At 66.8% G+C, this 25064-nt stretch carries 20 protein-coding genes; 9 read left to right on the top strand and 11 right to left on the bottom strand.

The window, feature by feature from the left end:
- Positions 1-262 precede the first annotated feature (262 nt).
- The 3 genes from QRN13_RS04815 to QRN13_RS04805 are packed head-to-tail and all read left to right on the top strand — an operon-like array spanning position 263 to position 4713.
- Positions 263-1075 carry a fimbrial biogenesis chaperone gene (locus QRN13_RS04815; protein WP_284877033.1) on the top strand — a complete coding sequence of 271 codons (813 nt, stop codon included), beginning with the start codon at positions 263-265 and terminating at the stop codon, positions 1073-1075.
- Complete coding sequence (locus QRN13_RS04810) at positions 1072-3774, top strand: fimbria/pilus outer membrane usher protein (protein ID WP_284877032.1); 2703 nt, start codon at positions 1072-1074, stop codon at positions 3772-3774. The genes QRN13_RS04815 and QRN13_RS04810 overlap by 4 nt, the downstream gene beginning before the upstream one ends.
- Before the next feature lie 27 nt (positions 3775-3801).
- Complete coding sequence (locus QRN13_RS04805; protein ID WP_066629532.1) at positions 3802-4713, top strand: hypothetical protein; 912 nt, start codon at positions 3802-3804, stop codon at positions 4711-4713.
- A 78-nt stretch (positions 4714-4791) separates the two neighbouring features.
- On the opposite strand, the gene QRN13_RS04800 is transcribed toward QRN13_RS04805, so the two are convergent.
- The 4 genes from QRN13_RS04800 to QRN13_RS04785 form a co-directional block, all read right to left on the bottom strand.
- Entirely contained in the window at positions 4792-5214 is a 423-nt protein-coding gene (locus QRN13_RS04800) for a hypothetical protein (protein ID WP_055753852.1), read from the bottom strand.
- A 188-nt stretch (positions 5215-5402) separates the two neighbouring features.
- On the bottom strand, positions 5403-6398 hold the full coding sequence (locus QRN13_RS04795) for a bile acid:sodium symporter family protein (protein ID WP_284877031.1): 996 nt from the start codon (positions 6396-6398) through the stop codon (positions 5403-5405).
- A gap of 69 nt (positions 6399-6467) precedes the next feature.
- Positions 6468-8423: an acetate--CoA ligase gene (gene acs, locus QRN13_RS04790; RefSeq protein ID WP_284877030.1), complete on the bottom strand. Its 1956-nt coding sequence runs from the start codon at positions 8421-8423 to the stop codon at positions 6468-6470.
- A gap of 4 nt (positions 8424-8427) precedes the next feature.
- Positions 8428-9780: a DcaP family trimeric outer membrane transporter gene (locus QRN13_RS04785; RefSeq protein ID WP_284877029.1), complete on the bottom strand. Its 1353-nt coding sequence runs from the start codon at positions 9778-9780 to the stop codon at positions 8428-8430.
- 161 nt (positions 9781-9941) lie between these two features.
- On the opposite strand from QRN13_RS04785, the gene QRN13_RS04780 reads away from it, so the two are divergent.
- Positions 9942-10550 carry a response regulator transcription factor gene (locus tag QRN13_RS04780; RefSeq protein WP_039246281.1) on the top strand — a complete coding sequence of 203 codons (609 nt, stop codon included), beginning with the start codon at positions 9942-9944 and terminating at the stop codon, positions 10548-10550.
- Between the two features lie 13 nt (positions 10551-10563).
- Here the strand turns inward: QRN13_RS04780 and QRN13_RS04775 are convergent, their stop codons facing one another.
- The 4 genes from QRN13_RS04775 to folE all read right to left on the bottom strand — a co-directional run bounded on the left by QRN13_RS04775 (position 10564) and on the right by folE (position 17657).
- A complete protein-coding gene (locus QRN13_RS04775; protein WP_284877028.1) occupies positions 10564-13929 on the bottom strand; it encodes a hybrid sensor histidine kinase/response regulator in 3366 nt (1121 codons plus the stop codon).
- A gap of 90 nt (positions 13930-14019) precedes the next feature.
- A complete protein-coding gene (locus QRN13_RS04770) occupies positions 14020-15693 on the bottom strand; it encodes an MFS transporter (RefSeq protein ID WP_284877027.1) in 1674 nt (557 codons plus the stop codon).
- Between the two features lie 158 nt (positions 15694-15851).
- The gene (locus QRN13_RS04765) at positions 15852-17009 is read right to left on the bottom strand and encodes an acyltransferase family protein (protein ID WP_284877026.1); all 1158 of its coding nucleotides are present in this window, start codon (positions 17007-17009) and stop codon (positions 15852-15854) included.
- A gap of 63 nt (positions 17010-17072) precedes the next feature.
- The gene (folE, locus tag QRN13_RS04760; protein ID WP_055806832.1) at positions 17073-17657 is read right to left on the bottom strand and encodes a GTP cyclohydrolase I FolE; all 585 of its coding nucleotides are present in this window, start codon (positions 17655-17657) and stop codon (positions 17073-17075) included.
- 299 nt (positions 17658-17956) lie between these two features.
- Between folE and fliQ the strand changes: the two genes are divergently transcribed.
- The 4 genes from fliQ to cckA are packed head-to-tail and all read left to right on the top strand — an operon-like array spanning position 17957 to position 22165.
- Positions 17957-18220, top strand: coding sequence for a flagellar biosynthesis protein FliQ (fliQ, locus tag QRN13_RS04755; RefSeq protein ID WP_017505641.1), 264 nt, complete (start codon positions 17957-17959; stop codon positions 18218-18220).
- Positions 18220-18993, top strand: coding sequence for a flagellar biosynthetic protein FliR (gene fliR, locus QRN13_RS04750; protein WP_066629549.1), 774 nt, complete (start codon positions 18220-18222; stop codon positions 18991-18993). The genes fliQ and fliR overlap by 1 nt, the downstream gene beginning before the upstream one ends.
- Positions 18986-20062, top strand: a complete 1077-nt coding sequence (flhB, locus tag QRN13_RS04745; protein WP_284877025.1) for a flagellar biosynthesis protein FlhB — start codon at positions 18986-18988, stop codon at positions 20060-20062. The genes fliR and flhB overlap by 8 nt, the downstream gene beginning before the upstream one ends.
- A 51-nt stretch (positions 20063-20113) precedes the next feature.
- Positions 20114-22165, top strand: coding sequence for a cell cycle histidine kinase CckA (cckA, locus tag QRN13_RS04740; protein ID WP_055806826.1), 2052 nt, complete (start codon positions 20114-20116; stop codon positions 22163-22165).
- Between the two features lie 21 nt (positions 22166-22186).
- On the opposite strand, the gene QRN13_RS04735 is transcribed toward cckA, so the two are convergent.
- From QRN13_RS04735 to chpT, 3 genes are all read right to left on the bottom strand, one after another.
- Complete coding sequence (locus QRN13_RS04735) at positions 22187-23002, bottom strand: CheR family methyltransferase (protein ID WP_284877024.1); 816 nt, start codon at positions 23000-23002, stop codon at positions 22187-22189.
- Complete coding sequence (locus QRN13_RS04730) at positions 22999-23376, bottom strand: response regulator (RefSeq protein WP_017505646.1); 378 nt, start codon at positions 23374-23376, stop codon at positions 22999-23001. The genes QRN13_RS04735 and QRN13_RS04730 overlap by 4 nt, the downstream gene beginning before the upstream one ends.
- A 91-nt stretch (positions 23377-23467) precedes the next feature.
- Complete coding sequence (gene chpT / locus QRN13_RS04725; RefSeq protein WP_284877023.1) at positions 23468-24139, bottom strand: histidine phosphotransferase ChpT; 672 nt, start codon at positions 24137-24139, stop codon at positions 23468-23470.
- A gap of 96 nt (positions 24140-24235) precedes the next feature.
- Between chpT and cysQ the strand changes: the two genes are divergently transcribed.
- On the top strand, positions 24236-25063 hold the full coding sequence (cysQ, locus tag QRN13_RS04720; RefSeq protein WP_017505648.1) for a 3'(2'),5'-bisphosphate nucleotidase CysQ: 828 nt from the start codon (positions 24236-24238) through the stop codon (positions 25061-25063).
- Position 25064 lies beyond the last annotated feature (1 nt).

Here is a 25064-nt window from a genome sequence, read left to right as displayed (position 1 = left end):
GAAGGCCAGCTGACCGTCAACATCCAAGCCTTCTGATCTTCAGAACGTCTTGAGAAACGGCGACAGGGGGGTCTGCATGTCCCCCCTGTTTGCGTTTCAGTCACCATTGTTACGCCATACTTAAGTCAAGCTGGCGCGACGCTTGCAGCAGCCCGGGCGCGGCGGCTCGCGACGGGAATCTCAAGCCGGCGTCAGACCGGTCTTCGGGGGAAGTAGCACAATGTCTTCATCGTTCAGCGTTCGCAGGGGCAGGTCTATCGCCTTGGCGATCGGCGTGCTTGCGGTTGCGCTCGTCATGGCGATCGCGGGGGCAGCGTGGGCCATGCGCGTGTCGCCGATGGTGTCCGAACTGACAACGACCGGCGCTGGATCGGCCGCCCGGATCGAGGTCGGCAACGTTGGATCCGTCGCCTTGCCGTTCGAGACGCGCATCACGCGCATGGATATCGACGCCAACGGCAATGTGACCGAGACGGACGCCGACGACGACTTCCTGGTTTTCCCGCCCCAAGGGCTGGTGCCGGTCAATGGTCGTCAGGTGGTTCGCGTCCAATGGGTCGGCGATCCCAAGATCGAGACGTCGCACGCCTACTACCTTTGGGTCCGTCAGTTGCCGGTCGCCACCGATCCCACCGCCACGCCCGACAGCGGCGGCGCGGTGTCGGTTCAAGTTCTCTATACAATGAAGGCGCTGATCGTCGTGGCGCCGCCCGGCGCCGAACCGAAGGTCGAGGTCGTCTCGGTGACGCCCGCCCTGGTCAGCCCGCCGGCGCCCGAGATCGATCCCACCCTCACCAACGGTCAGGCCGCGCCTCCGCCGCCCGCGGAACCCGGCATCGAGATCGTCGTGTCCAACACCGGCAAGCGCTACGCCCTGATGAGCGGCGCTACCTGGATTGTGGAAGGCACCGACACCGCCGGCCAGCCTTTCCGCCGCGAATACGACAGCGGTGAAATCTCCAAGACGGTCGGCGTCGGTTATCTGGCTCCCGGTGGCGGCAAGAGAACCTTCAAACTGCCCACCGGCACGGCGCTGGATCCCGCCAAGCCCGTCACGTTGAAGTTCGGACGATGAGAGCGCTGGGGGGCGTCTCGGTTCTCGCACTGGCCTGGGGGCTGGCGTGCGTTCCGGAATCATCGGCGTTGGCCGCCATTAGGGGAGCAAGCGCGGCCTACGAACAGGCGGCAGAGGATGCCACGGCGGCTCTGAACCGAGCCAGCCTGGCGGCTGGCGAAACCGCCGCCTCCGGCGCTCAAGCCATGCAGGCGCCTGCCCAGCCCGCGCCCGCCCCAACGGTGGCTGGGCCTACGCCCGATGCGCCGGCTCCGGTCGAGCAAACGCCGCCGACTGCATCTGCGCCTGCCGCGCCGCGCGAACGTCGCGACATCAACCCCTACGACCGCGACATCCCGATGACGGTGCCGCTGAACTTCAACAGCCGCGTTCTGGGCGAACTCCCTGTCGTCTTGACGCGTGACGACCGCTTCATTGTCGACACGGCGGGCTTCAAGACGCTGATCGATCCCTTGCTGACCCCGGAAGCGCAAACCGAACTCGCCACCCGCCTGCAAGGCGTCACGTCGTTTGCGCCTGAAGAGATCAACGACACCGGCATCCAACTGGACTATGACCCCGAGCAACTGGCCGTTCTGGTCCTGCGCATTGATCCGACGAAGCGCACGGTCGAGTCGCTGTTTCGTGGCGGTAAGCCGGAAACGCCGGGCCTGCCGCCCGAACCCTTCAGCGCCTATTTGAACAGCAACGTCTCGATCCAGCGTCGGGAATCGACCGGCGATTTCAGCAAGCCCAGCGTCTTCCTGAACGGCGCCATTCGCTACAAGCGCCTGGTCTTCGAAGCCGACGTTCAGGGCCGCGAGGATCTGTTCACCGGCGAATACAATGTCGAGCGTCGCTACGCCCGGTTCGTCTTCGATCAGCCCGAAGACTATCGCCGCTGGTATCTGGGCGATCTGGAACCGGAAATCCGTGGTCGTCAGGGCTTCTCGCAGCTCGGCGGGGTCGGCGTGTCGCGCCAGCGTCAACGCTTTGACTCGTTCCGCAACAATGTCTTGGCCGGCGGCCGTCAGCTGGTGCTGCAGGAAGCCTCGACGATCCGTGTGCTGAGAAACGGCGTGTTCGTGCGCGAGTTTCGCCTTGATCCCGGCCAGTACGACCTGACCAACCTGCCGCTGGAAACCGGCTCCAACGACATCCAGCTGGAAATCCAGAACGACTCGGGCCGCGCCGAAACGGTCGCCTACAGCGCCTATCTGGACGCCATCGAGCTTGAACCGGGCGACTACGAATACGGGGCCTATTTCGGCGCAATCAACAACGGCATCTTCGGATCGCCCGACTATTCCGAAGGCGAACTGGCCTTCACCGGCTTCTGGCGCAAGGCGTTCGAGAACCGACCTGCTGTGGGCATCGGTTTCCAGGCGTCGCAGGACGCCCAGACCTTGTCGGGTCAGAGCCAGTTGATCCTTCGCAACGGCGCGCGGGTTCGCCTGGACGCCGCCGCCAGCAACGGCGACCCCGGCGTCGGCTACGCTTTTGCGCTGGGTTACGACCACGTCGTCGATCTGGGCGAGACCTTCGATAGCTGGACCGTCGTCGCCGACTTCACCTCGGAAGACTTCTCCTCCATCGGCAATCCGACCGGTCAGAACCCGACGTCATGGGTGTTCTCCGGCGGCTATTCGCACCAGTTCTCGCAGGACTGGCTGGCGAACGTCAGCGCCTCCTATCGGATGAGCCGAAGCGATCTGATCGACGATTCCTATTCGATCAACGCGACCTCCACCTACCGGTTCGCGCCGGAATGGAGCGCGCAGGTCGGGCTGGAGTACTCCGACTTCGGCGCCAGCTTCGGCGGCTTCCAGTCCGGCGGCTTCGGCGCGACCTTCGCCCTGATCTGGCAGCCGCGTTACGATCGCCGTGTCGAAGGTCGCTATAACTCGGCCCGAAACAGCGGCAGCGTGCGCGCGCAGCAGTCCAGCGAGAACCGCGTCGGTTCCTTCGGCTATTCGCTGGCCTCCACCTATGACGATGGTCCCGCGACCGTTTCGGGTCAGGTCGATTATGTCGGCAATCGCTTTGACGCCAGCCTCAGCCATACGGCGTTCGGGCGGGATTTCTCGAACATTACGCAGGAGCAGATCACCAATCTGCGCTTCGGATCGTCGATCTCGACGACCGGGGGCAAGGTCGCTGTGGGCCGCAACATCTACGACAGCTTCGCCATCGTCTATCCGCACAAGAGCATCGACGATCATCCCGTCATCGTCGGCGACAGCTTCGAAGGCGGTCGCTACACGGGTCGCAGCGGCCTGCTGGGCGGCGCGGTGGCGAACAACCTGACCGCCTATGTGAACCAGTCGGTGCGTTATGACGTGCTCGACGCGCCTTTGGGCTACAACATCGGCGACGGCATCGCGCGCGTCCGTCCGACCTACAAGAGCGGCTACGCTATCCAGGTCGGCAGCGCCAAGTTCGTCAGCGCGCTGGGCCGTCTGGTCGGCAACCAAAACCGTCCTGTGTCGCTGATCTCGGGTCGTGTGACGCCCCTTGATGATGCGAACGCACAGCCCGAACTGTTCTTCACCAACTCGGTTGGACGGTTTGCGGTGCAGAACCTTGAGCCGGGCAAGCGCTATCGCGTCGAACTGTTCTCCACGCCGGCGCTCGGGTTCGAGTTTACGGTTCCCGCGGACAACGAAGGTCTGCTCGATCTCAAGACCATTACCGTTCCGCTCGACGTGCCCGAAGCCTGAGCCCAAGACTTAGCCGAGGAGGCTGAAATGTCCCGTAATCGTACATCCGCCCTGCTCCTGGCCGCCGCTGCTGCGACGGCGACCTTGATGGCGGCCGCGCCCAGCCAGGCCGCGCCGGGCTGCCAACTGGTGATCGAATCCGGCGCCGATCAATGGATGATGCGCTACGAGCCGTTCGATCAGGACGTGGCCGTGCAGGAATTCGATGTCGCCGTGGTGAACCAGGGCGACGGACCCTGCACCGCCGTCAGCCGCGTCGAACTGCGCGGCGAGCAGTTCGGTTTGGTGAACGAAGCCGGCGCCCAGCGTATGGCCTACGCCCTGGTCGACGAGCGAGGCGGCGCGGATGTCACGCCGCGCGCGGGCCAGAGCGCTCGCCGCATCGGGGTGCGGCCGCTCAACCTGGCGGCCGGCGAGCGGGGTCTGATGCGCTTCTCCTTCACCGCCGCCCCGGCTGAGACCCTGTCGGCGGGTCTCTATTCCCAGAACGCCTTCATCAATCTGGAAACACCGGACGGCCGACCGCTGGCGGAAAAACCCGTCACGCTCAGCCTCCAGGTGCCTTCGGCCGCCGTCATGGGTCTGAAGGGCGAGTTTCGTCGCAACGGCGGCACGCCGACGATCGACTTGGGGGAACTGACCCAAGGTGTTCGGCAGCTGCGCACGACCCTCTATGTTCTGAGCACGGCCGGATATAGCGTCTCGGTGGCGTCGCAGAACCAGGGCCGCCTGCGTCAGGGCGCCAGCGAATGGTATGTGCCCTATGGTCTGGTGCTGGGCGATCGCGACATGGACCTGTCGCGCGGCGGTCGGGTCGATGTGGTGTCGCGTCGCGCGCGACTGGACGACTATCCGCTGACCATCAGCGTCGGCAGCACGACCGGCAAGCGCGCCGGCGACTATTCCGACATCCTGACCTTCACGGTCGCCGCACTTTAAGCGCCGGAGCCAAACAAAAAGAGGCGGGGACGTCGCGCGTCCCCGCCTCTCTTCAATTGGGATGGATATGGTCGTCGATCAGATCGGCTGAATCGTCAGGGCCAGGATCAGCGGCTGTTCCAGTTCGACCTCGTCGAAGCGATAGGACACCGAACGGATCGTCGCGATGCTGGAGCGGCGCAAGGTCTGCATGCCGGACTTGTCCAGATCAAATGTCCGGTCGCCGTAGAACATCACCGCCTTTTCGGTCAGCGACAACGGGCGATACTGGGCCGAGACGGTGAAGCCGCCGGGGCTGTTGCAGGCCTCGACCACCTCTCCAGAGCGACCGGCGGCGGCCAGGACGGGCGAGGTGGGCTTGACCCAGCACGCGACAGGCACGGTGGCGCGAAGGCGATAGGTGCCGCCTGCGGTCGGCCCGGCGAAGGCGGGAGCGGCGGCGGCGACCAGGCCGAGCCCGAGCGTGGCGGCGGCGAGAGCGCGAAGGATACCTTGGGTCATCTGCGGTTCCGATCTGCACATTGCAGAGGAACACTAGAACGCCGCGCGTTAAGGTCACGCGAGCGAACACGCCTAACGCGGCTTAACCTTGATCGCCGACGTTAATGCGTCGGAAAGCATGATAATGTGCACAGGAATACTAAAGCGGACCCGGCCTAATCTCTGATTTAGCTCAAGTCACGCCGGACCTATGCGGTCTGTTCGATGACTGCCACCGCTTCATTCTCACGCGCATAGCGCTGGGCGATGATGGTGCAGGCGAACAGCTGGATCTGGTGGAACAGCATGATCGGCAGGACGATCAGCGGCACCGCGTGACCGGCGAACAGGATGCCGGCCATCGGGATGCCGGTGGCCATGCTTTTCTTGGAGCCGCAGAACAGGATGACGATCCGGTCGGGCCGATCGAACTTCAGCGCGCGCCCGGCGAAAAGGGTCAGGGCCAGGACGATGGCCAGCAGGGCGATGTTCAGACCGATGACCTTGGCCAGATCCAGCGGCGCGACCTGGGACCAGACGCCGGCGACGACGCCCTCGCTGAAGGCGGCATAGACGATCAGCAGGATGGAGCCGCGGTCCACCAGCCCCGTCAGCTTGGCGTGGCGGGTCAGCCAGTCCTTCAGCAGGGGGCGGCACAGCTGGCCCACGGCGAAGGGAGCCAGGATCTGCAGGCCGATGTCGAGAATGGACTGCAGATGGATGCCGCCATTGGCGCCGCCGATCAGCAGGGCGACCAGCAACGGCGTTACGATCACGCCCAGCAGGTTCGACAGGCTGGCGCTGGTCAGGGCGCCCGCGACATTGCCGCCGGCGATGGAGGTGAAGGCGATGGACGACTGCACCGTGGACGGCAGCAGGCACAGATAAAGCATCCCGGTCAGCAGATCGGGCTGAAGCGACCCCCGCATCAGGAGAACGAGGCCTAGACCCAGCAGCGGAAACAGCAGGAAGGTCGACAGGAAGACCGTGCCCTGAAGTCGCCAGTGCAGCAGGCCCGCGCCGATGGCCGCCGGCGACATTCGCGCGCCATACAAAAAGAACAGCAGGGCGATAGCGGCCTTGACCACCCAGTCCATGACCACGGCCGCCTGTCCGCTGGCGGGGAACAGCGCCGCCAGGATCACCATGCCGATCAGGGCCAGCAGATAGCCGTCGATGGGCAGGCGGGACAGGAAACGGCGCATAATCAACTCAGGCTGCGGCAGGCTGACGCACAGATAGGCTCAGCCGGCGCCGCATTGAACCCCGCGTGGCTAAGCCCCGGCGCGGTTCTTGACCAGATCGTCTACGACCGACGGGTCGGCCAGGGTCGAGGTGTCGCCCAGAGCGCCGATCTCGTTCTCGGCGATCTTGCGCAGGATGCGGCGCATGATCTTGCCCGACCGGGTCTTGGGCAGGCCCGGCGCCCACTGGATCACGTCGGGGGCGGCGATAGGGCCGATCTCGTGACGAACGTGAGCGACCAGGGCCTTTCTCAGATCCTCGGTCGCCTCGGCCCCGTTGTTCAGGGTGACATAGGCGTAGATGCCCTGGCCCTTGATGTCATGGGGATAGCCGACGACCGCCGCCTCGGCGACATCGTCGTGCAGGACCAGCGCGCTCTCGACCTCGGCCGTGCCCATCCGGTGGCCGGAGACATTGATGACGTCGTCCACCCGGCCGGTGATCCAGTAGTAGCCGTCCTCGTCGCGACGGCAGCCGTCGCCGGTGAAGTAGCGGCCCGGATAGGTCGAGAAATAGGTGTCGAAGAAGCGCTGATCGTCGCCATAGACGGTACGCATCTGGCCCGGCCAGCTGTCGGTGATGCACAGGTTGCCGGAGACGGCGCCCTCCAGCGGCTGGCCCTCGGCGTCCACGATCTGAAGCTCGACTCCGGGCAGGGGCAGGGTCGCCGATCCGGGCTTCAGGTCGGTGGCGCCGGGCAGGGGGGTGATCAGATGGCCGCCCGTCTCGGTCTGCCACCAGGTGTCCACGATGGGGCAACGGCCGTCGCCGACTACCTCGTGATACCAGCGCCAGGCCTCGGGATTGATCGGCTCTCCCACCGTGCCGAGCAGACGCAGCGAGGCGCGCGAAGAGGCCTTCACCGGCGCATCGCCCTCGCGCATCAGGGCGCGCAGGGCCGTGGGGGCGGTGTAGAAGATATCGACCTTGTGCTTGTCCACCACCTGCCAGAAGCGGCCGGCGTCGGGATAGTTGGGGACGCCCTCGAACATCAGGGTCGTCGCCGCATTCGCGAGCGGCCCATAGACCATGTAAGAGTGGCCCGTGACCCAGCCCACGTCGGCCGTACACCAGAAGACCTCGCCGGGGCGATAGTCGAAGACGATCTCGTGCGTCCAGGCGGCCCAGAACAGATAGCCGCCCGTGGTGTGCAGCACGCCCTTGGGCTTACCCGTCGAGCCGGAGGTGTAGAGGATGAACAGCGGATCCTCGGCGTTCATCGGCTCGGGCGGGCAGTCGGTGTCGGCCTTGGCGGCCTCCAGCCCATAGTCGAAGTCGCGGCCCTCGATCATCGGCACGTCGGCGCCGGTGCGGCGGATGACCAGGACGGTGTCGACCTTCACCTTCGTCAGGGCCTCGTCGACATTGGCCTTCAACGGAATGTGCTTGCCGCCGCGCAGGCCCTCGTCGGCGGTGATGACCAGGTTGGAGCCGCAGTCCTCGATCCGGCCGCACAGGCTGTCGGGCGAGAAGCCGCCGAAGACGACCGAATGAACGGCGCCGATCCGAGCACAGGCCAGCATGGCGTAGGCGGCCTCGGGGATCATGGGCAGATACAGGGTGATCCGATCGCCCTTTTTGGCCCCATGCGCCTTCAGCACATTGGCCATGCGGCACACCTCGGCGTGCAGTTCGCCGAAGGTGATATGGCGACTGTCGGCGGGATCGTCGCCTTCCCAGATGATCGCCGTCTCGTCCTTGCGGTGGGGCAGGTGACGGTCGATGCAGTTGGCCGAGACGTTCAGGACGCCGTCCTCGAACCAACGAATACGGAAGTCTTCCTTCTTGAAGGAGACGTCTTTGATCCGGGTCGGCGGCGTGATCCAGTCCAGACGTCTGGCCTGTTCGGCCCAGAAGGCGTCCGGCGTCTCGCGCGCGGCGATCCGCGCCGCCTCATACGTTTCCCGGTCCATGTGGGCCTTGTCGGCCCAGTCGGCAGGGACGGGATAGAGGGCGGGATCAGGCACGCGAGACGTCTCCGGCATCAAATCAGAATCCGTATTTGGCGAACAGGATCAGTCGGGTCATGTCGCCGCTGGCGCCGGTTTCGATCTCGCGGTCTGCGAACATCAGTTCGGCGCCGACATCAAACGCCGTAACCGGCGACCAGATCAAGTTGGCGTGGAGGCTCTGGGCCGAACGGTTGGCGGTCAGACCTGTGAAGGCCAGGTCGTTGTCCACCTTCTGCGCCGACCAGATCAGGCTGGAACGCCAGCCGGGCGCCCAGACGTGGCGATAGGCGGCGAAGCCGGCGACGACGCCGATCGCATCCAGATCGCCCGAGCCGTTCAGCACGGCGTCGTTGGAGAAGTTCAGACCGACATAGCGGCCGATGCCCTCGCCGCCCGTCACCATCAGGCGCAGATCGTCCTTGGCGCCGACCTTTATCTTGGTCGAGGCCGACAGCCCCCAGCCCGTCGCGGTGGAATTGATGTTCGTCGCGGGGCTCTGGTATTTCAGCTGACGCAGCAGGCCGGCGAACTGGAAGTCGCCCCAGGGCTTGGACACCGCATAGCGGGCGGTGAAGTCCGGGATGCTGTTGTCGTCAGCCACGATGCGGGCGCCGCCGCCGAACGGGGTCACGGTCGTCTCGGGGTTCTCGACCGAGACCGAGAAGGGCCCGCGGGTGTAGCGAACCTGGACCTGACGGGCGAAGACGGTGCCTTCCGCCGCGCCGATGAAGTCGGCGGATTCAGGCAGGACGGCGGTGTTCTGGAAGTTGGTCCATTCCTGGCCGATCAGCCAGTTGTCGATGGTGATGAAGGCGCGACGCAGGGCCGGGTTGGCCGGGCTGGTTGTGCGCTGGTCGCCGGCGCCGGGCAGGGTCTGGAAGTCCATCTCCATCCGGGTGCCGATCTTGTGGCCGCCGACCATGCCGTCGGTGGTAAGCCAGAACCGGGTCTGGCGGGCGTTGAAGTCGGTCGCCGTATCCTCATCCGCGCCGCCGATGGGGATGGAGCCGGGAATGTGGAATTCACGCAGCGCGTCGCCGTTGACCGGATCGCCCCCGGAATAGCGGCTGGCGTAGGCGTCGACCTTGACGAAGCCGCCGAACTTGACCGTGTGGTCGCCGATGCGGAAGCCCTCGCCGGGCGCCGCCGGCGCCGACGTCTGCTGGACCGGGGCGGGCGCGGCGGGGCGGGTCTCCAGGCGGATGATGTCCTGCTGTTGCGCCGCCTGCTGGGTTCGCGCGGCGACGACCTCGGACTTCAGGGCGTTCAACTGGGCTTCGAGCTGAGCGATGCGCGCCTCGAGCGCGGCCTGGTCCTGGGCCGAGGCCAGGCTGGGCGTCGCCATCAGCGCAACGGCGGCGGCTCCCGCCATCAGGCTTGTCTTGATCATGATGAACCTCCCGCGCCCGTCTCGCGCGGGCGTCCCTTTGACGACCTTTCCGCCTCCGGCCTCGGGGAGCCATTGGCCATTGGTCTAATTTCGACCAAAGTCGAACCGCGCCATGATGGCGACGACGCGGCCGGTCAGACGCCGCGCACGGAAGGAAGCCCATGGATCGCATCGTCGTCGCCGACGACCATCCCCTGTTTCGCGCCGCCCTGCGCTCGGCCGTCGACAAGGCGGCGCCAGGCGCGGAGGTGGTGGAATGCGCCAGCCTGGCCGAGGCCAAGGCGGCGATGGTTGCGGGGCCCGTCGATCTGTTGCTGCTGGATCTGAAGCTGTCGGACAGCGAGGGGATGGCGGGCCTCGCCGCCGTGCGGGCCGAACAGCCGACCGTGCCGGTGGCGGTGGTCTCGGCCAGCGAGGACGCGCCGGTGGTGCGTCACGCCTTGGGTCTGGGCGCCGCCGGCTTTATTCCCAAGTCTTCGTCCCTGCCGCAGATGGTCGAGGCGATCGCGGCCATTCTCGCCGGCGACAGCTGGGCGCCGGATGTGCCCGAGGCCGACGACGATCTCGCCGGCCGCGTGGCCAGCCTGACGCCGTCGCAGCTGCGGATTCTCGAAGGGCTGAAGGCCGGCCGGCTGAACAAGCAGATCGCCTTCGACCTCGGCGTCTCCGAAGCCACCATCAAGGCGCATCTGACCAGCGTGTTTCGAAAGCTGGGTGTTCACAACCGGACCCAGGCGGTGATCCTGGCCAAATCGCTGGACCCGGCTTAACTCGCCACAGCTTCTAGCTCGACAGGAAGGCCTTCAGCGCCGCCGGCTTGATCGGCTTGGGCAGAAGGACGGCGCCGGCCGCCGTGGCCTGCTCGTTCAGCCCGTCGCGGGTGTCGGCGGTGACCAGGGCGATGCGGCGCACGCCCTGGGGCCTCAGCCAGTCGATGACGGCGAACCCTTCGGGCCCATCGCCCAGATGCAGATCGACCACGGCGGCGTCGAAGGGGCCGATCGCCGCCTTGGCCGCCTCAACGCTGGCGACCAGCGTCGGCCGCGCGCCCCAGCGGGTGAGCAGGGCGTTCAGCGCGTCCAGGATCACCGGCTCATTATCCACGCACAGCACGCGCAGACCCGCCAGCGGCAGGCGCGCCTCGCGCACCGGCGGCGCCTCGGCGGGCAGGTCGGCCGCGCTGCGCGGCACGGTGATGCGGAAGGTCGTGCCGCGCCCCACACGCGAACTCAGCTCCAGCGGGTGATCGAGCAGGCTGGACAGGCGGCGCACGATGGCCAGGCCCAGGCCTGCGCCCGGTTCGTCGACAGCGCCCGGCAGACGCACGAACTCGCCGAAGACGGTTTCGTGTTCGGTGTCGGGAATGCCGCGTCCGGTGTCGCAAACGAACAGTTGCACCGTCTCGCCCCGCCGACGCGCCCCGACCAACACCCGGCCGGCGTCCGTATAGCGGATGGCGTTGGCCACCAGATTTTGCAGCATGGAGCGCAGCAGATCACGGTCGGACGCGACCCACAGGCCGCTGGACATCACGGTCAGATTCAGACCCTTGGCCTCGGCCACGGGCGCGAACTCGCGGCGCAGTTCGTCGAACAGGCCGCCCAGCGACAGCCGCGCGACATTTGTCCGCACGCCGCCGGCCTCCAGCTTGGACAGGTTCAGCAGGGCGGTCAGCAGACGGTGGGCGCTGTCGATGGCGCGGTCCGCGTTGACCGCCAGGGTGCGGCTGGTCGCGTCTTCCAGCGCCGGCTCCTCCTTCAAGGCGGCGATAAACAGGCGGGCGGCGTGCAGCGGTTGCAGCAGGTCGTGGCTGGCGGCGGCCAGGAACCGGGTTTTGGAGGCCGTGGCGTCCTCGGCCACGCGCCGGGCCTCGTCCAGTCGGGCGGTGCGGTCCGCAACGCGCGCCTCCAGCCGTTCGTTGGCCTCTTCCAGCTCACGCGCGGCTTGGCGCAGGGCGGTGATGTCGGTGTAGCTGGTGGCGTAGCCGCCGCCGGGGATCGGCGCGCCTGAGGAGCGCAGCACCCGGCCGTCGGGCTGCTGGCGTTCGTGGTCGTGGGGAATGCGGCGGCTCAGCGCTTCCAGCCGTCGCTCGACCCAGGCTTCGATGTCGTCGGGGCTCTCGCCGCGCTCGGCGTTCAGCCGATAGATGACGGCGATGGGCAGGCCGACGTGGACGAAGCCGGGCGGCAGGTCGAACATGGCGACGTAGCGCCTGTTCCAGGCGGTGACGCGCAGATCCTCGTCAACCACGATCACGCCCTGGTCGATGTTGTCGAGCGTGGTCTGCAGCAGGTCGCGGTTGAACTGAACGGCTTGGGACGCCTCGTCGAGCATCCGCACCACGTCTTCGGGCGCGCGTCCGACGCCGGCCAGCGCCGCCGCGATGACCCGCCGGGCCGAGGCCGCGCCGATGGCGCCGGCCAGCATCCGCTCGGCGGCGCGCGCCAGGGCCGCATCGGCCGGATCGGCGTCGCGCAGCTTGGTGTCGGTCTCATCGCCCCAGGCGGTGAAGGCGCGCTCGGCCCGTTCGTCGCCGATGAAGCGAGCGACCAGGGCGCGCAAATCGCCGACCGAGGCGCCCGACGGCGCGGGCCGGGCCTCCATCCAGTCCGGTCCCAGCCGATCCACGAAGGCGCGGGCCTGAACCCGGTCGATCAGGCGGGGCTGAGCAAAGCGCGACACGCCGACATAGGCCGCCAGGTTCAACGCCAGGCTGACGAAGACGCCGAGCGCCAGCGGGTCGCCTATCCCCAGCATGACGTGCAGGTGCCAGGGCGCGCTGGGCGACAGCTGGGGAAGCGCCAGCATGACGATCCAGACGCCCATCCCGACCGTCATGCCCGCCAGCGCCCCTTGCGCATGGCCCCCCCGCCACAGAACCGCGCCGAACAGGGCCGGCGCCAGCTGGGCCATCGCCGCGAAGGACACCAGCCCCATGGCTGCCAGGCCGCGCGACTGGTCCGTCGCCTGGTAATAGAGCCAGGCCAGCAGCAGGACCGCGACGATGGCCCCGCGCCTTACCTGAAGGATGGTCCCCGCCATGTCGGAGGCGTCGCCGCGCACCCGCCAACGCTCGCGGGCCAGGAAGGGCAGGATCAGGCTGTTGGACACCATGGCCGACAGGGCGACGGCCTCGACGATGACCATTGCGGTGGCGGCGGAAAAGCCGCCGACGAAGACCACGGCCGTCAGCAGGGTTTCGCCCCGCTGGAACGGAAGCGCCAGCACCAGCAGATCCGGATTGACCGACGGCGCGAACAGGGCGCCGGCCGCCACAAGCGGCAGCACCGCCAGACTGGTCAGCAGCAGATAGAGGGGAAAGATCCACCGCGCCCGCTTCACGTCCGACGGCTGACCGCCTTCGACGAAGGCGACGTGGAACTGTCGCGGCAGGCAGAAGATCGCCAGGGTCGACAGCAGGGTGATGGCGGTGAAGCGCGGCGTGACCTCGGGCGGCGCGGCCAGGACGCCCAGGCTCTCGATGATGCGCGGGGGCGAGCCTTCGTTCAGCAGCAGGACCAGGGCGAAGACGGCGACAAACAGCAAGGCGCCCAGCTTGACCATCGACTCCAGGCCTATGGCCTGGATCAGGCCGCGATTGTGCTCGGTCAGGTCGGGACGACGAGCGCCGAACAGAATGGCGAAAAAGGCCAGAACCCCGGCCAGCACCAAGACCGTCAGACCCTCGGACCCCGCAACCGGCGTGCCGGCGGTCAGCAGGGCGCCGGCCATCGACAGCGACTTCAGTTGCAGCGCGATATAGGGCAGCGACCCCAGGATGGCGACGACGGTGACCGCCGCGCCCAGGGTTTGGCTCTTGCCGTAACGCGAGGCGACGAAGTCGGCCATGGAGCCCACGTTCTCGCGCCGGGCGGCCGCCGCGATCCGGCGCCACAGCGGAAACAGCAACGTCAGGCCGATGACCGGGCCGATGTAGATGGGCAGATACTCCCAGCCGTCGCGCGCCGCCGTGCCGACCGCGCCATAGTATGTCCATGAGGTGCAGTAGATCGCCAGCGACAGGGCGTAGACCGACGGCCCCAACCCCTTGCCGCGCGCGCGCGCCGACGGCCGTTCCTGGGACCAGGCGACGGCGAACAGCACCGCCATATAGGCGGCGACCAGGCCGAGGATCGTCAGGCTGAACATCGGGGCATCTGAACCGGGCACGGGGTGTTTCACAAGCGAAAGGCGGGCCGTCTTGCGACGACCCGCCCTTCATTCCGCCTGAAAGCAGGATCAGGTGTTCAGATCGACGTCCTTGCCTTCCTTGACCAGCAGGAAGCCCAGAACGACCGTCCCCAGGGCCACCACGATCGGGTACCAGAGGCCGGAATAGATGTTGCCCGTCGCCGCCACGATGGCGAAGGCGGTGGTGGGCAGGAAGCCGCCGAACCAGCCGTTGCCGATGTGATAGGGCAGGGACATGGAGGTGTAGCGGATGTTGGTCGGGAACATCTCGACCAAGGCCGCCGCGATCGGTCCGTAGACCATGGTCACGTAGAAGCCGAGGATGAACAGGATCAGCACCACCATCGGCTTGTTGACCAGGGCGCTGTCGGCCTTGGCCGGATAGCCGGCGGCGGTCAGAGCCTCGCCCAGGCTCTTGTCCCAGGTCTTCTTCTGGGCGGCGAAGTCGGCCGGGGCCATGGCGTCGCCCCGGAAGCTGGGGATGACGACCTGATCGCCGATGCGAACCTCGGCGACCGTTCCGGCCGGCGCCGCGACGTTGGCGTAGGTCACGCCTGCCTTGGCCAGATAGGATTTGGCCACGTCGCAGGAGTGGTTGAACACCGTCTTGCCTACCGGATCGAACTGAAGGTTACAATCGGCCGGATCGGCATAGACCGTGACCGGCGCCGAGGCGGCGGCGGCGGCCAGACGCGGGTTGGCGGCCTGCGTCAGGGCGTTGAACAGTGGGAAATAGGTCAGGGCCGCGATCAGGCAGCCGGCCAGGATGATCGGCTTTCTGCCCACCTTGTCCGACAGCCAACCCCAGAAGATGAAGAAGGGCGAAGCGGCCACAAGCGCGATGGTCAGCAGCACATAGACCAGGGTGGCGTCGACCTTCATGACCCGTTCCAGGAAGAACAGGGCGTAGAACTGGCCGGTGTACCAGATGACGGCCTGGCCGGCTGTGAGGCCCAGCAGGGCGATCAGCACGATCTTCAGGTTGGGCCATTTGCCGAAGCTGTCCTTCAGCGGGGTCTTGGAGCCCTTGCCCTCGGCCTTCATCTTCTTGAACGACGGGCTTTCGGCCAGCTTCAGGCGGATCCACAGGGAGACGCCCAACAGCAGGATCGAGACCAGGAACGGAATGCGCCAGCCCCAGGCGGCGAAGGCCTCTTCGCCGACCGCAAGCCGGACGCTCAGGATCACCACGAGGCTCAGCACCAGGCCGGCGGTCGCCGTGATCTGGATGAAGGAGGTGTAGAAGCCGCGCTTGCCCTGCGGGGCGTGCTCGGCGACGTAGGTGGCGGCGCCACCGTATTCACCGCCCAGGGCCAGGCCCTGGATCAGGCGCATCAGCACCAGGATGATGGGTGCGGCGATGCCGATGACCGCATAGGGCGGCAACAGGCCGACGACGAAGGTCGACAGACCCATCAGCAGCATGGTGACAAGGAAGGTGTTTTTGCGTCCCCAAAGGTCGCCCAGCCGCCCGAAGACGATGGCGCCGAAGGGCCGCACCGCAAAGCCGGCGGCGAAGGCCATCAGGGCGAAGATGTAGCCGGTGGTTTCGTTGACGCCTGAGAAGAACTGGACGGTGATGATCGCCGCCAAAGAGCCGTAGAGATAGAAGTCGTACCACTCGATGACGGTGCCGACCGATGAGGCGAGGATGACCAGACGATCGCTGCGATCGACGGTGTGCTCCTCTCCTCCGGACGCAAGGGGTGCGTCGGTTGCCATGATCCATTTCCTCCCGTGTCGCCGTTATCGGCCGTTCTGCACATCCTTCAGGATGCGTGGACGCCGACATTGACCGAGAGCGGGGCGGGTGGAGAGAGCGACTTTGGTCGAGGATCGTCGGTCGCCAAGGCGACCTTGGGGTCGAGGATCGCTGGCGATCAGCCGTCGATGGAGATGACGGGGCCGAGCTTGGGTTGCGCCTTGCCGCGACGGGCGCTGCGACGCTTCAGCCAGGCGCGGATGCGGGTCTGGATCGGATTGTCGATCGCGAAGTGGAAGGCGAAGGCGAAGGCGACCGCCGCCATGACGCCCAGGCCCCACAGGCCCCATTGAACAAAGAGGGGCAAGGCGACGCGCGCCTCGACAGCATTGACCACGCCGAACCAGACGATGCGGACCACCTCGTTGGAGATGAACATGGAGAAGGAGACCATGGCGGCGGTCTCCACCCACTTCGAGGGCTTGGTTACAGGCACGGCGCCGGCGGCCAAGATGATGATCGAGATCAGGGTCAGGGCGATGAGGGCGTGCTTGTCGTGAAGTTGAAGCGCAAAGAAGCCGACGGCGGCCAGGACGCCGGCCCAGCCGGCCAGACGCGGGGCGATCCAGACCTTCTGGGCGAACCAGGCCAGGCACATGCCCAGGAAGAACAGCGGCAGGGCGCGGATGATGCCGTAGCGCATCGGCATCTGATAGACGGGATAGCCGAGGAACGACCAGCACAGCTGGTTGGCGATCAGATAGACGCCGACGCCGACGGCCAGGGCGGACCACGGGCCCAGACGCATCAGGCCGCGAATGATCCACGGGAAGGCCAGATAGCAGCCGATCAGGGCCGAGATCGACCAGGTCGGGGCGTTCCAGCCCAGGCCGCCATGCACGCCATAGGATTGCAGCAGCAGCAGCTGGGCCGGCAGCTGATCCCAGGCGAACCATTCGGGATTGCGGGGCGGCGAGCCGGCGGCGGTGGCCAGCAGCACGAAGCCGACCAGCGACAAACCCATGATCAGGTGGGCGGGCACGACGCGCAGGAAACGCTTCAGGAAGAAATCGCCGGGCGACATCCGACCCTTGTCCACCGCCGCGCCATAGACGCGCATCAGCACATAGCCGCTGTCGATCAGGAAGAAGTTGGTCAGCAGAAAGCCGCCGCGTTCGAAGATTGGATTGATCAGATGGGCGAGCGGTTCGGGACCGGCGGCCTGGAAGTGATGCAGGATGATCAGGAAGGCCACGATGAAACGCAGCGCGTCCAGCCAGCCGCCGCGGGCGATCTGAACTGTCTCATTGCGGGTCGAAATCAGGGACCAGGGCATCGTCAGCGCCTCCTTTGATCCCTTTACCGCAAGCGTCGGGCCAGTTCGCCTGTCAGGCGAACATCAGCCCCGCACCAGACGCAGAAACTCCTCGCGGGTGCGGGGGTCGTCGCGGACGACGCCGATCAGGTGGCTGGTCGACAGGCTGGCGCCCGGCGCATTGACGCCGCGCAGGGTCATGCAGCTGTGCTCGGCCTCGATTACCACGCCGACGCCGTGCGGCTTCAGCACGGTCTGGATGGCTTCGGCGATCTCGGAGGTCATCTTTTCCTGGATCTGAAGGCGGCGGGCGAAGCCGCGCACGACCCGAGCCAGTTTGGAGATGCCGACGACGCGGTCCGTCGGCAGATAGGCGACGTGCGCCTTGCCCACGACCGGCAGCATATGGTGCTCGCAGAAGCTGACGAAGCGGATGTCCTTCAGCACGACCAACTGGTCGTAGCCTCCCGTCTCTTCGAAGGTCTTCTCCAGATAGGAGAGGGGATCGACCTCATAGCCCTGGAAAAGCTCGCGGTAGCTCTTGGCGACGCGGGCGGGGGTTTCCAGCAGACCTTCGCGGTCCGGGTTGTCGCCGGCCCATTCGATCAGGGTGCGGACGGCGGCTTCGGCGTCGGCCTGGGAGACTTTGGAGGCGGGGGCGTCTGTCATGGCGGCCTAGATAGCGGAGCATTTGAGGGAAGGGGAGGCGAAGATCGGCCCCATTACGAGGCAGGCGCGCGTTCAGACGGCGAAGTCAAAAAAAGAGAGTCTAATTCGTCTAATTCGTCTGAAATCGAATGGATGGCGCTCCCCAAGGCGAAGGCGGGGACGTCGGCATCGAAGCGGCGCCGTTCAAGGCCGCACGCGAGATTTTTCCGTGGGTCAGGTCTGCGCGAAGACGCGTGTGGTTAGCGGCCTGTTAACCATCCTGTCGGCATTTTCTGCCCAGTAGTTGCTGGAGTGGGCCGATGAACGGCGCGGAAGTTCTGGACGTCGGGCGCGACGCCATCTGGCTGACGATCCAGCTGTGCCTGCCGGTGCTGCTGGTCGGCCTGGTCGTCGGCGTGGTGATCGGCCTGTTTCAGGCCCTGACGCAGATCCAGGAACAGACCCTGATCTATGCGCCCAAGATCATCGCCATCTTCGTTTCGCTGATCCTGTTCCTGCCGCTGATGGGCGCCCTGTTGGGCGGCTTCATGCGCCAGATCGCGGCCCGCATCGCGGGGATGTAGTGGACGCTTATGCGACCGCTGATCAGGTCTGGGCCGGGGGGCTGATCTTCGCCCGGATCGCGGCGATCCTGATGCTGATCCCCGGCTTTGGCGAGGCCTATGTGCCCCCGCGCGTGCGACTGTCGCTGGCGCTGGTCATCAGTCTGGCGCTGTGGCCGGTGGTGCGCGGTTCGCTGCCGGGCCTGCCGGACAGCATGGGGCTGATGGTCGGATGGATCATCCGCGAGGTGGTCGTCGGCCTGATGATCGGCCTGCTGCTGCGGATGTTCATGAGCGCCCTGGCGACGGCGGGCGAGATCGTGTCGCTGCAGACGACGCTCAGCTTCGCCCAGACCGCCAATCCGATGCAGGCCCAGCCGGGTTCGACCATCGCCGCCTTTCTGGCCCTGCTGGGGGTGACGCTGCTGTTCGCCACCGACACCCATCACCTGTTCATCGCCGGCATGGTGGGCTCGTATCGGCTGATCTCGCCGGCCCAGCCGCTGATGATGGCCGACTTCACCCAGATGGCCGTGCGGACCCTGGGCGACAGCTTCCTGCTGGGCGTGCAGTTGTCGGCGCCGGTGCTGGTCTTCGCCTTGATCTTCAACCTGGCGTCCGGCCTGGTGGCGCGGGTCATGCCGTCGTTCCAGGTCTATTTCGCCGCCGCGCCCTTGAGCGTCATCCTGGGCCTGTCGATCTTCGCCCTGAGCCTGGGTGCGCTGGGCACCCTCTTCATCGACCGCTACCGCCGTCTGGCGGAGTATTTCGTGCTGGGAGGCCCTGGTGGCTGAAGGCGCGGATCCCGAGTCGAAAACCGAAGAGGCGACCCCGCGAAAGCTCGAGGACGCCCGAAAGAAGGGCGATGCGGCCAAGTCGCCCGACGTCGCCCAGGTGCTGTCGCTGGCGGGGGCGGCGGCGGTGATCCTGATGGGGGGAGGCTGGTTCGCCTCGTCCATCGCCGAACAGATGCTGCCCTTCATCGCCGCCCCGCACGAGATGCTGGGGGTGCTGAACTCGGGCGCGGGCAACCAGATCATGGTGCGCGCCGTCTGGGCCGTGGCGCCCTTTCTGGGAGCGGTCATGCTGGCGACCGTCCTGGGCGGGGTCGGGGGCAATGTCGCCCAGTCAGGCCTGATCTTCACCGCCGAAAAGCTGAAGCCCAAATGGTCGGCGGTCAGCCCGATGCAGGGGTTCAAGCGCATCTTCGGCCCCGACGGCCTGGCGCAATTCGTCAAGACCTTCCTGAAGCTGATCGCCGTGTGCGCCGTGTGCTGGATGGTGTTGAAGCCGCACCTGCGCGAGTTCGAGAACATGGCCGCGATCAGCCCGCTGGCGATCCTGCCGCTGGCGCGCGACATGGCCATCTCGCTGTTCGTGTCCTCGATCATCCTGCTGGGCGCCACGGCCGGGGCCGACTTCATCTGGCAGAAGATGCGCTTCGCAAAGCGGATGCGCATGACCAAGGAAGAGCTGAAGGAAGACTTCAAACAGTCCGAAGGCGACCCGCACATCAAGGCCAAGCTAAAGCAGATCCGCATGCAGCGCAGCCGCCAGCGGATGATGGCCAATGTGCCAAAGGCCACCGTCATCGTGACCAACCCGACCCACTATTCGGTCGCCCTGCGCTATGAGCCGGATCAGGGCGACGGGGCGCCGATCTGTGTTGCCAAGGGCGTCGATGCCCTGGCCCTGCGCATCCGCGAAGTGGCGACCGAGCACGGCGTGCCGATCGTCGAGAACGTGCCGCTGGCGCGCGCCCTGTACGCCACCGTCGAGGTGGACGAGGTCATTCCGCGCGAACATTTCGACGCCGCCGCCAAGATCATCGGCTTCGTCTTCCAGTCCCGTAAGCGCCGGTAAGGCGGCGTCAGGATTTGGGCGTATGATCGCAACACTGATTCGCGAGGCTGTATGACGTCCACCCGCCGCCCTTCGTTCGACCTGTTGTCCGGCGTGATGGCGTTCGGCGTCGTGGCGGCGATCGCGGCCCTGGCCTATCCGGCGTTTCGTGCCAATCCGACCTCGGCGCCGGGACTGGTGCTGATTCTGACCGTGGGCGCGATCGCCCTGATCGGTCTGTTCGGCTTCCGCCGGGCGGCGGACGCCAAGCCGAGCAGCGACGCGGCCATCGAGGTGCTGGACGCCATGGCCGAACCGGCGGCGCTGGTCTGGGATTCGGGGCAGATCCTGGCCTTCAACGCCGCCTGGTCCGAGGCCAATGGGGCGACCGGCGCCCTGCCGCGCGGCAAGTCGGCCCAGGCGCTGTACATGGCCTTCGCCCAGGCGCGCAAAGGCGAGCCGGGCCGCGCCATCGTCATGATCGGACAGCGCGAGGTCGAGGTCGTCATCGGCCAGATCGGCGATGGAAAGACGGGCGAGGGACGGTTCCTGATGCGCGCCGCGCCGGACGCCGTCCTGCCCATAGCCGCCGCGCCCGTTCACACGCCCGCCGCCGCGGCGACCGGCGAGGCGCGAGCCATGGCTGCCGGGGCGCCGTTCGGCTCGGCCGTGATCGGCGGCGACGACCTGTTTTCCGGCCGCGCGGAAGAAGCTAATCCGGCGCTGGCGGTCCTGACCGGACCGGGGGCGGCGCGCGATGCAGCCTTCGGGCATCTGTTCGATCCGGGCGGCATCGCCGAGGCGCGGCTGAAGCTGGCGGGCGGATCGTCGGGCCCGATCGAACTGGTCGCACGGGCCTACCCCGACAAGATGCTGCATCTGTATGTGGCGCCCGAGGGCGACAAACGGCGCATCTGGCTGTTCGACGTCTCGGGTCAGAAGTCGATGGAGCTTCAGCTCAACCAGGCGCAGAAGATGCAGGCCGTGGGCCAGCTGGCCGGGGGCGTGGCGCACGACTTCAACAATCTGCTGACGGCGATCCAGCTTCAGCTTTCGGGTCTGCTGGAACGGCACCCGGTGGGCGATCCTTCGTACGAGGGGCTGAACGAGATCCGTCAAACGGCCATTCGCGCGGCCGATCTGGTGCGCAAGCTGCTGGCCTTCTCGCGCAAGTCGACGGTGCGGCGCGAGCGGCTGGACCTGGGCGAACTGGTCGGCGAGTTCGCTATCCTGTTGCGGCGGCTGCTGCGCGAGGACGTCCGGCTGGAGACCGACTACGGACGCGACCTGCCAGTCGTGCTGGCCGACAAGTCTCAGCTGGAGACGGCGGTGATGAACCTGGCCGTCAATGCGCGCGACGCCATGCGCGGCGTGGTCGAGCCGGGCGCCGGCGTCGTCACCATCGCCACGCGCCGCCTGACGGGCGACGAGGCGCGAGCCCTGGGCTGGGTTGATGCGCCGACGGACGAGGTGGCCCTGATCGAGGTGTCGGACACCGGACCCGGCGTGCCGCCCGAACTGGCGGACAAGATCTTCGAACCCTTCTTCACCACCAAGGCGGTGAACGAGGGCACCGGCATGGGTCTGGCCACCGTCTATGGCATCGTGCAGCAGGCGGGCGGCCATATCACCGTCAGCAATATCGAGGGGGCTGGAGCCGCCTTCCGCATCTTCCTGCCGGCGGCGGGCGAGGCGGAGCTGGCCGAGGTTCAGCCGGTCGAGGTCAAGGCCAAGGCGCCGCGCGACCTGTCGGGAGCCGGCCGCATCCTGTTCGTCGAAGACGAGGACGCCGTGCGCGGCATCGCCGCCCGGCTGCTGCGCCAGCGCGGCTATGAGGTCATAGAGGCCGCCGACGGCGAGGAGGCCCTGCTGCTGGCCGAGGAACACGCCGGCCAGATCGACATGATGATCTCCGACGTCATCATGCCGGGGCTGGACGGGCCGTCCTTGCTGAAGAAGGCGCGCAAATATCTGGGCGACGCGCCGGTCATGTTCATCTCGGGCTATGCCGAAAGCGACTTCTCGGACCTGCTACAGGACGAGACGGGTGTGTCCTTCCTGCCCAAGCCGCTGGACATCAAGACGCTGGCGGAACGGGTGAAGCAGGAGTTGCACGCGGGCTGATCGCCCGCATGACGAGCGGGTTCAGGCGGCGCGGCGAAGCGCGGACGGCGTCTTTACATACAGGCCCCGGCGGCCGTTCACGGCGCGGAAGGCAACCGTCTCGCCTTCAAGACTCTCGTCCACGCCCAGAAGAAGGCACCCGTCATCGACCAGGCGGCGCTCCAGTCCGTCGAGAAGACGCGCCCGGCGCGACGGGTCCATATCGGTCATGACATTGCGGCAGAAGATGACGTCGAAACGGGCGTCATCGGTCGGTTCGTCCAGCAGGTTGGCGCGACCGAAACGCACGGCGTCGGCCAGTTCGGCCTTGACGATCCACTGGTCTTCTCGCGGCTCGAACCAGCGCAGCATGGTTTTGGCCGTAAGCCCGCGCTGAATCTCGAAGCCGGTATAGAGGCCCGAGCGCGCCTTCTCGATCGCGCGCTGCGACAGGTCGGTGGCGACCAGATCGACATCGACGCCGATCTCCCTGGCCGTCATGGCGATGGACCAGGCCTCTTGGCCGGTCGAGCAGCCGGCCGACCAGATCTTGATCCGCCCGTCGGGCCGCGCCTTGGACAGGGCCGGCAGCAGTTCGGTTTCGAGAATACGGAAAGGGGTGCGGTCGCGACGGAACCAGGTCTCGGCGTTCAGCAGGGCCTCGATCACCGACCAGGCCAGCGAGGCGACCGGATTGGCCCACAGGTTCGTCAGCAGAGCCTCGACATTGGCGTAGCCCTCACGCCGCGCGATCGGACCCAGCCGGTGTTCAGCCAGGTGGATGCGATCCCGCGACAGCCGATAGCCGGCGCGGGTGGCGAGAAGGGACTGCAGCTTGTCGAAGTCCTCAGGCGTCATGCGGCGATCGCTCCGACCTCCGTCAGCTTGGACTGCAGGATTTCGCCATCGAACGGCTTCATCACATAGTCGTCGGCGCCGGCGGCCAGGGCTTCGGCGATCCGCTCGGGGCGGGTCTCGATCGTGCAGAACAGCACCTTGGGTTGCTTGCCGCCCGGCATGGCGCGCAGGCGACGCAGGAAGGTGATCCCGTCCATCACGGGCATGTTCCAGTCCACCAGCAGGACGTCAGGCATGGCGCCGGTGCAATAGGCCAAGGCTTCGGAGCCGTCCGCCGCCTCATCGACCTCATAGCCCAGGCCCTCGACGATGCGGCGCGCAACCTTGCGGATGATGCGGCTGTCGTCGACGATCAGGCAGGTTCGGAAGTCCAAGGTCGATCCCTCAATGACACGACGGCTTTCGCCCGTGGCGCATGGACTGTTTTTATCTCAAACGCCAGTTAATGAGTCGTTTGGAAACGCCTCAGGCGGGCATTCGCGCGACCAGTGCGACCTTTCCGTCTTCAACCTTGACGCGTAGAGCGCCGCCGGCCTCGTTCACGGTCAGCCACAGCCAGTAGGGCTGGATCCATTGGCCGGCCAGGCCCTCAACCAGGCGTTCGCCGGCCAGACCCGTGACGGCCTCCGGCTTCAGCCGGGCGCGGGCGCCCTCGGCGAAGCCTTCCAGATAGAGCAGGCCGTTTTCCATCCGCGACTGAATGGTGGCGACGCCGCCCATCGGCAGGGCGCCGACGGTCAGATAGGCGAGGTTGGTCAGGGCGCGGGCCTGGGGCTTGGTGAACTCGCCGTCGGCGATGCGCCAGTCCAGCGAGGCGCGGCCCCCCTGGACCATGCCGGACACCAGGCCTTCGATCTCGCGGGCTGTGAACTTCTCGCTGGTGGTGGCGGCGCCGAAGGCGACGCGGGCGAAGTGAACCAGGGCGACCATCTTCCTGGCGCTCTGCTCGATCAGGGCCAGGGCGTCGTCGCGCATATCCTGAGCCGTCGGGTCCTGCATCAGGTCCAGGCCAGAGACGATGGCGCCCGACGGGCTGATGAAGTCATGGCACAGCTTAGCCGCGATATAGGTCGCCAGCTCCGTCCCATCGACCGGAAGGTCCAGCGGAGCGGCGTCTGTGTCGTGGGGGGAGGTCATGATGTCTGGCGCGCTCAGGTCACAGTTCGTGTCGCGCGGGAAGTTGGAGTGATTTGCCGGTTCATGGAACCGTCCGGATGGTCTATCGACCCGCCAATGACGACCTCTTCCACACCTGCTCTTGAGCGCGATCTGACGTCCGGCGCGCTGTCCCTGGCCATCGCCGAGATCGCAGAGGAGGCCGCGCGGCTGATCCTGCCCTATTGGCGCGCAGGCACGGCGGTCGAGACCAAGTCCGACGACAGCCCGGTGACGCAAGCGGACCGGGCGGCTGAGGCTCTGATCCTGGAACGGTTGGCGGCCCTGTATCCGGGCGTGCAGACGGTGGCGGAGGAGGCCGTGTCGGCCGATGGCGCGCCTGAAACCGCCGAGGACTGGTTCTGGCTGATCGATCCGCTGGACGGCACGCGCGGCTTCGTGCGCGGCGGCGAGGCCTTCACCGTCAATATCGCCCTGATCCATGACGGCTATCCGGTCGCGGGCGTGGTGACGGCGCCGGCGACGGCGACGACCTGGCGCACCGACAAGCCCGAGGGCGGCGCCTTCCGGCGTCAGTTCGGCGCCCTTCAGGCCGGCGAGGCGCATTCGGGCGAGGACTGGCGTCCGATCCGGGTGCGCGACCGGCCGCAGGAAGGCATGGCCCTGCTGAGCCACAGCGTCACCGACGAAGAGGCGACGCGTCTGGCCGCCCGTCACGGCTGCTCGCGCTGGCAGGGGACGGATTCGTCGCTGAAGTTCTGCCTGATCGCCGAGGGGCGGTTCGACGCCTATCCGCGCACCGGTCCGACCTCGGAATGGGACACCGCAGCGGGCCAGGCGGTGCTGGAAGCCGCCGGCGGGCGGGTTCTGGCCGATGACGGGCAGCGGATGGCCTATGGAAAGACGCGGTTCCTGAACGGGGCCTTCGTCGCCATGGGCGGCTGAG

It is taken from the genome of Brevundimonas sp. MEB006b (assembly GCF_030209705.1).
Classification (GTDB): domain Bacteria; phylum Pseudomonadota; class Alphaproteobacteria; order Caulobacterales; family Caulobacteraceae; genus Brevundimonas.
Note: the sequence above shows the minus strand (reverse complement) of the source record. Positions and strands in the feature narration are given on the sequence as shown.

Coding starts and splice junctions, on each gene's coding strand:
- QRN13_RS04810 (WP_284877032.1), top strand. CDS start 1,072: ATGAGAGCGCTGGGGGGCGTCTCGGTTCTCGCACTGGCCTGGGGGCTG.
- QRN13_RS04805 (WP_066629532.1), top strand. CDS start 3,802: ATGTCCCGTAATCGTACATCCGCCCTGCTCCTGGCCGCCGCTGCTGCG.
- QRN13_RS04800 (WP_055753852.1), bottom strand. CDS start 5,214: ATGACCCAAGGTATCCTTCGCGCTCTCGCCGCCGCCACGCTCGGGCTC.
- QRN13_RS04795 (WP_284877031.1), bottom strand. CDS start 6,398: ATGCGCCGTTTCCTGTCCCGCCTGCCCATCGACGGCTATCTGCTGGCC.
- acs (WP_284877030.1), bottom strand. CDS start 8,423: ATGCCGGAGACGTCTCGCGTGCCTGATCCCGCCCTCTATCCCGTCCCT.
- QRN13_RS04785 (WP_284877029.1), bottom strand. CDS start 9,780: ATGATCAAGACAAGCCTGATGGCGGGAGCCGCCGCCGTTGCGCTGATG.
- QRN13_RS04780 (WP_039246281.1), top strand. CDS start 9,942: ATGGATCGCATCGTCGTCGCCGACGACCATCCCCTGTTTCGCGCCGCC.
- QRN13_RS04775 (WP_284877028.1), bottom strand. CDS start 13,929: ATGTTCAGCCTGACGATCCTCGGCCTGGTCGCCGCCTATATGGCGGTG.
- QRN13_RS04770 (WP_284877027.1), bottom strand. CDS start 15,693: ATGGCAACCGACGCACCCCTTGCGTCCGGAGGAGAGGAGCACACCGTC.
- QRN13_RS04765 (WP_284877026.1), bottom strand. CDS start 17,009: ATGCCCTGGTCCCTGATTTCGACCCGCAATGAGACAGTTCAGATCGCC.
- folE (WP_055806832.1), bottom strand. CDS start 17,657: ATGACAGACGCCCCCGCCTCCAAAGTCTCCCAGGCCGACGCCGAAGCC.
- fliQ (WP_017505641.1), top strand. CDS start 17,957: ATGAACGGCGCGGAAGTTCTGGACGTCGGGCGCGACGCCATCTGGCTG.
- cckA (WP_055806826.1), top strand. CDS start 20,114: ATGACGTCCACCCGCCGCCCTTCGTTCGACCTGTTGTCCGGCGTGATG.
- QRN13_RS04735 (WP_284877024.1), bottom strand. CDS start 23,002: ATGACGCCTGAGGACTTCGACAAGCTGCAGTCCCTTCTCGCCACCCGC.
- chpT (WP_284877023.1), bottom strand. CDS start 24,139: ATGACCTCCCCCCACGACACAGACGCCGCTCCGCTGGACCTTCCGGTC.
- cysQ (WP_017505648.1), top strand. CDS start 24,236: ATGACGACCTCTTCCACACCTGCTCTTGAGCGCGATCTGACGTCCGGC.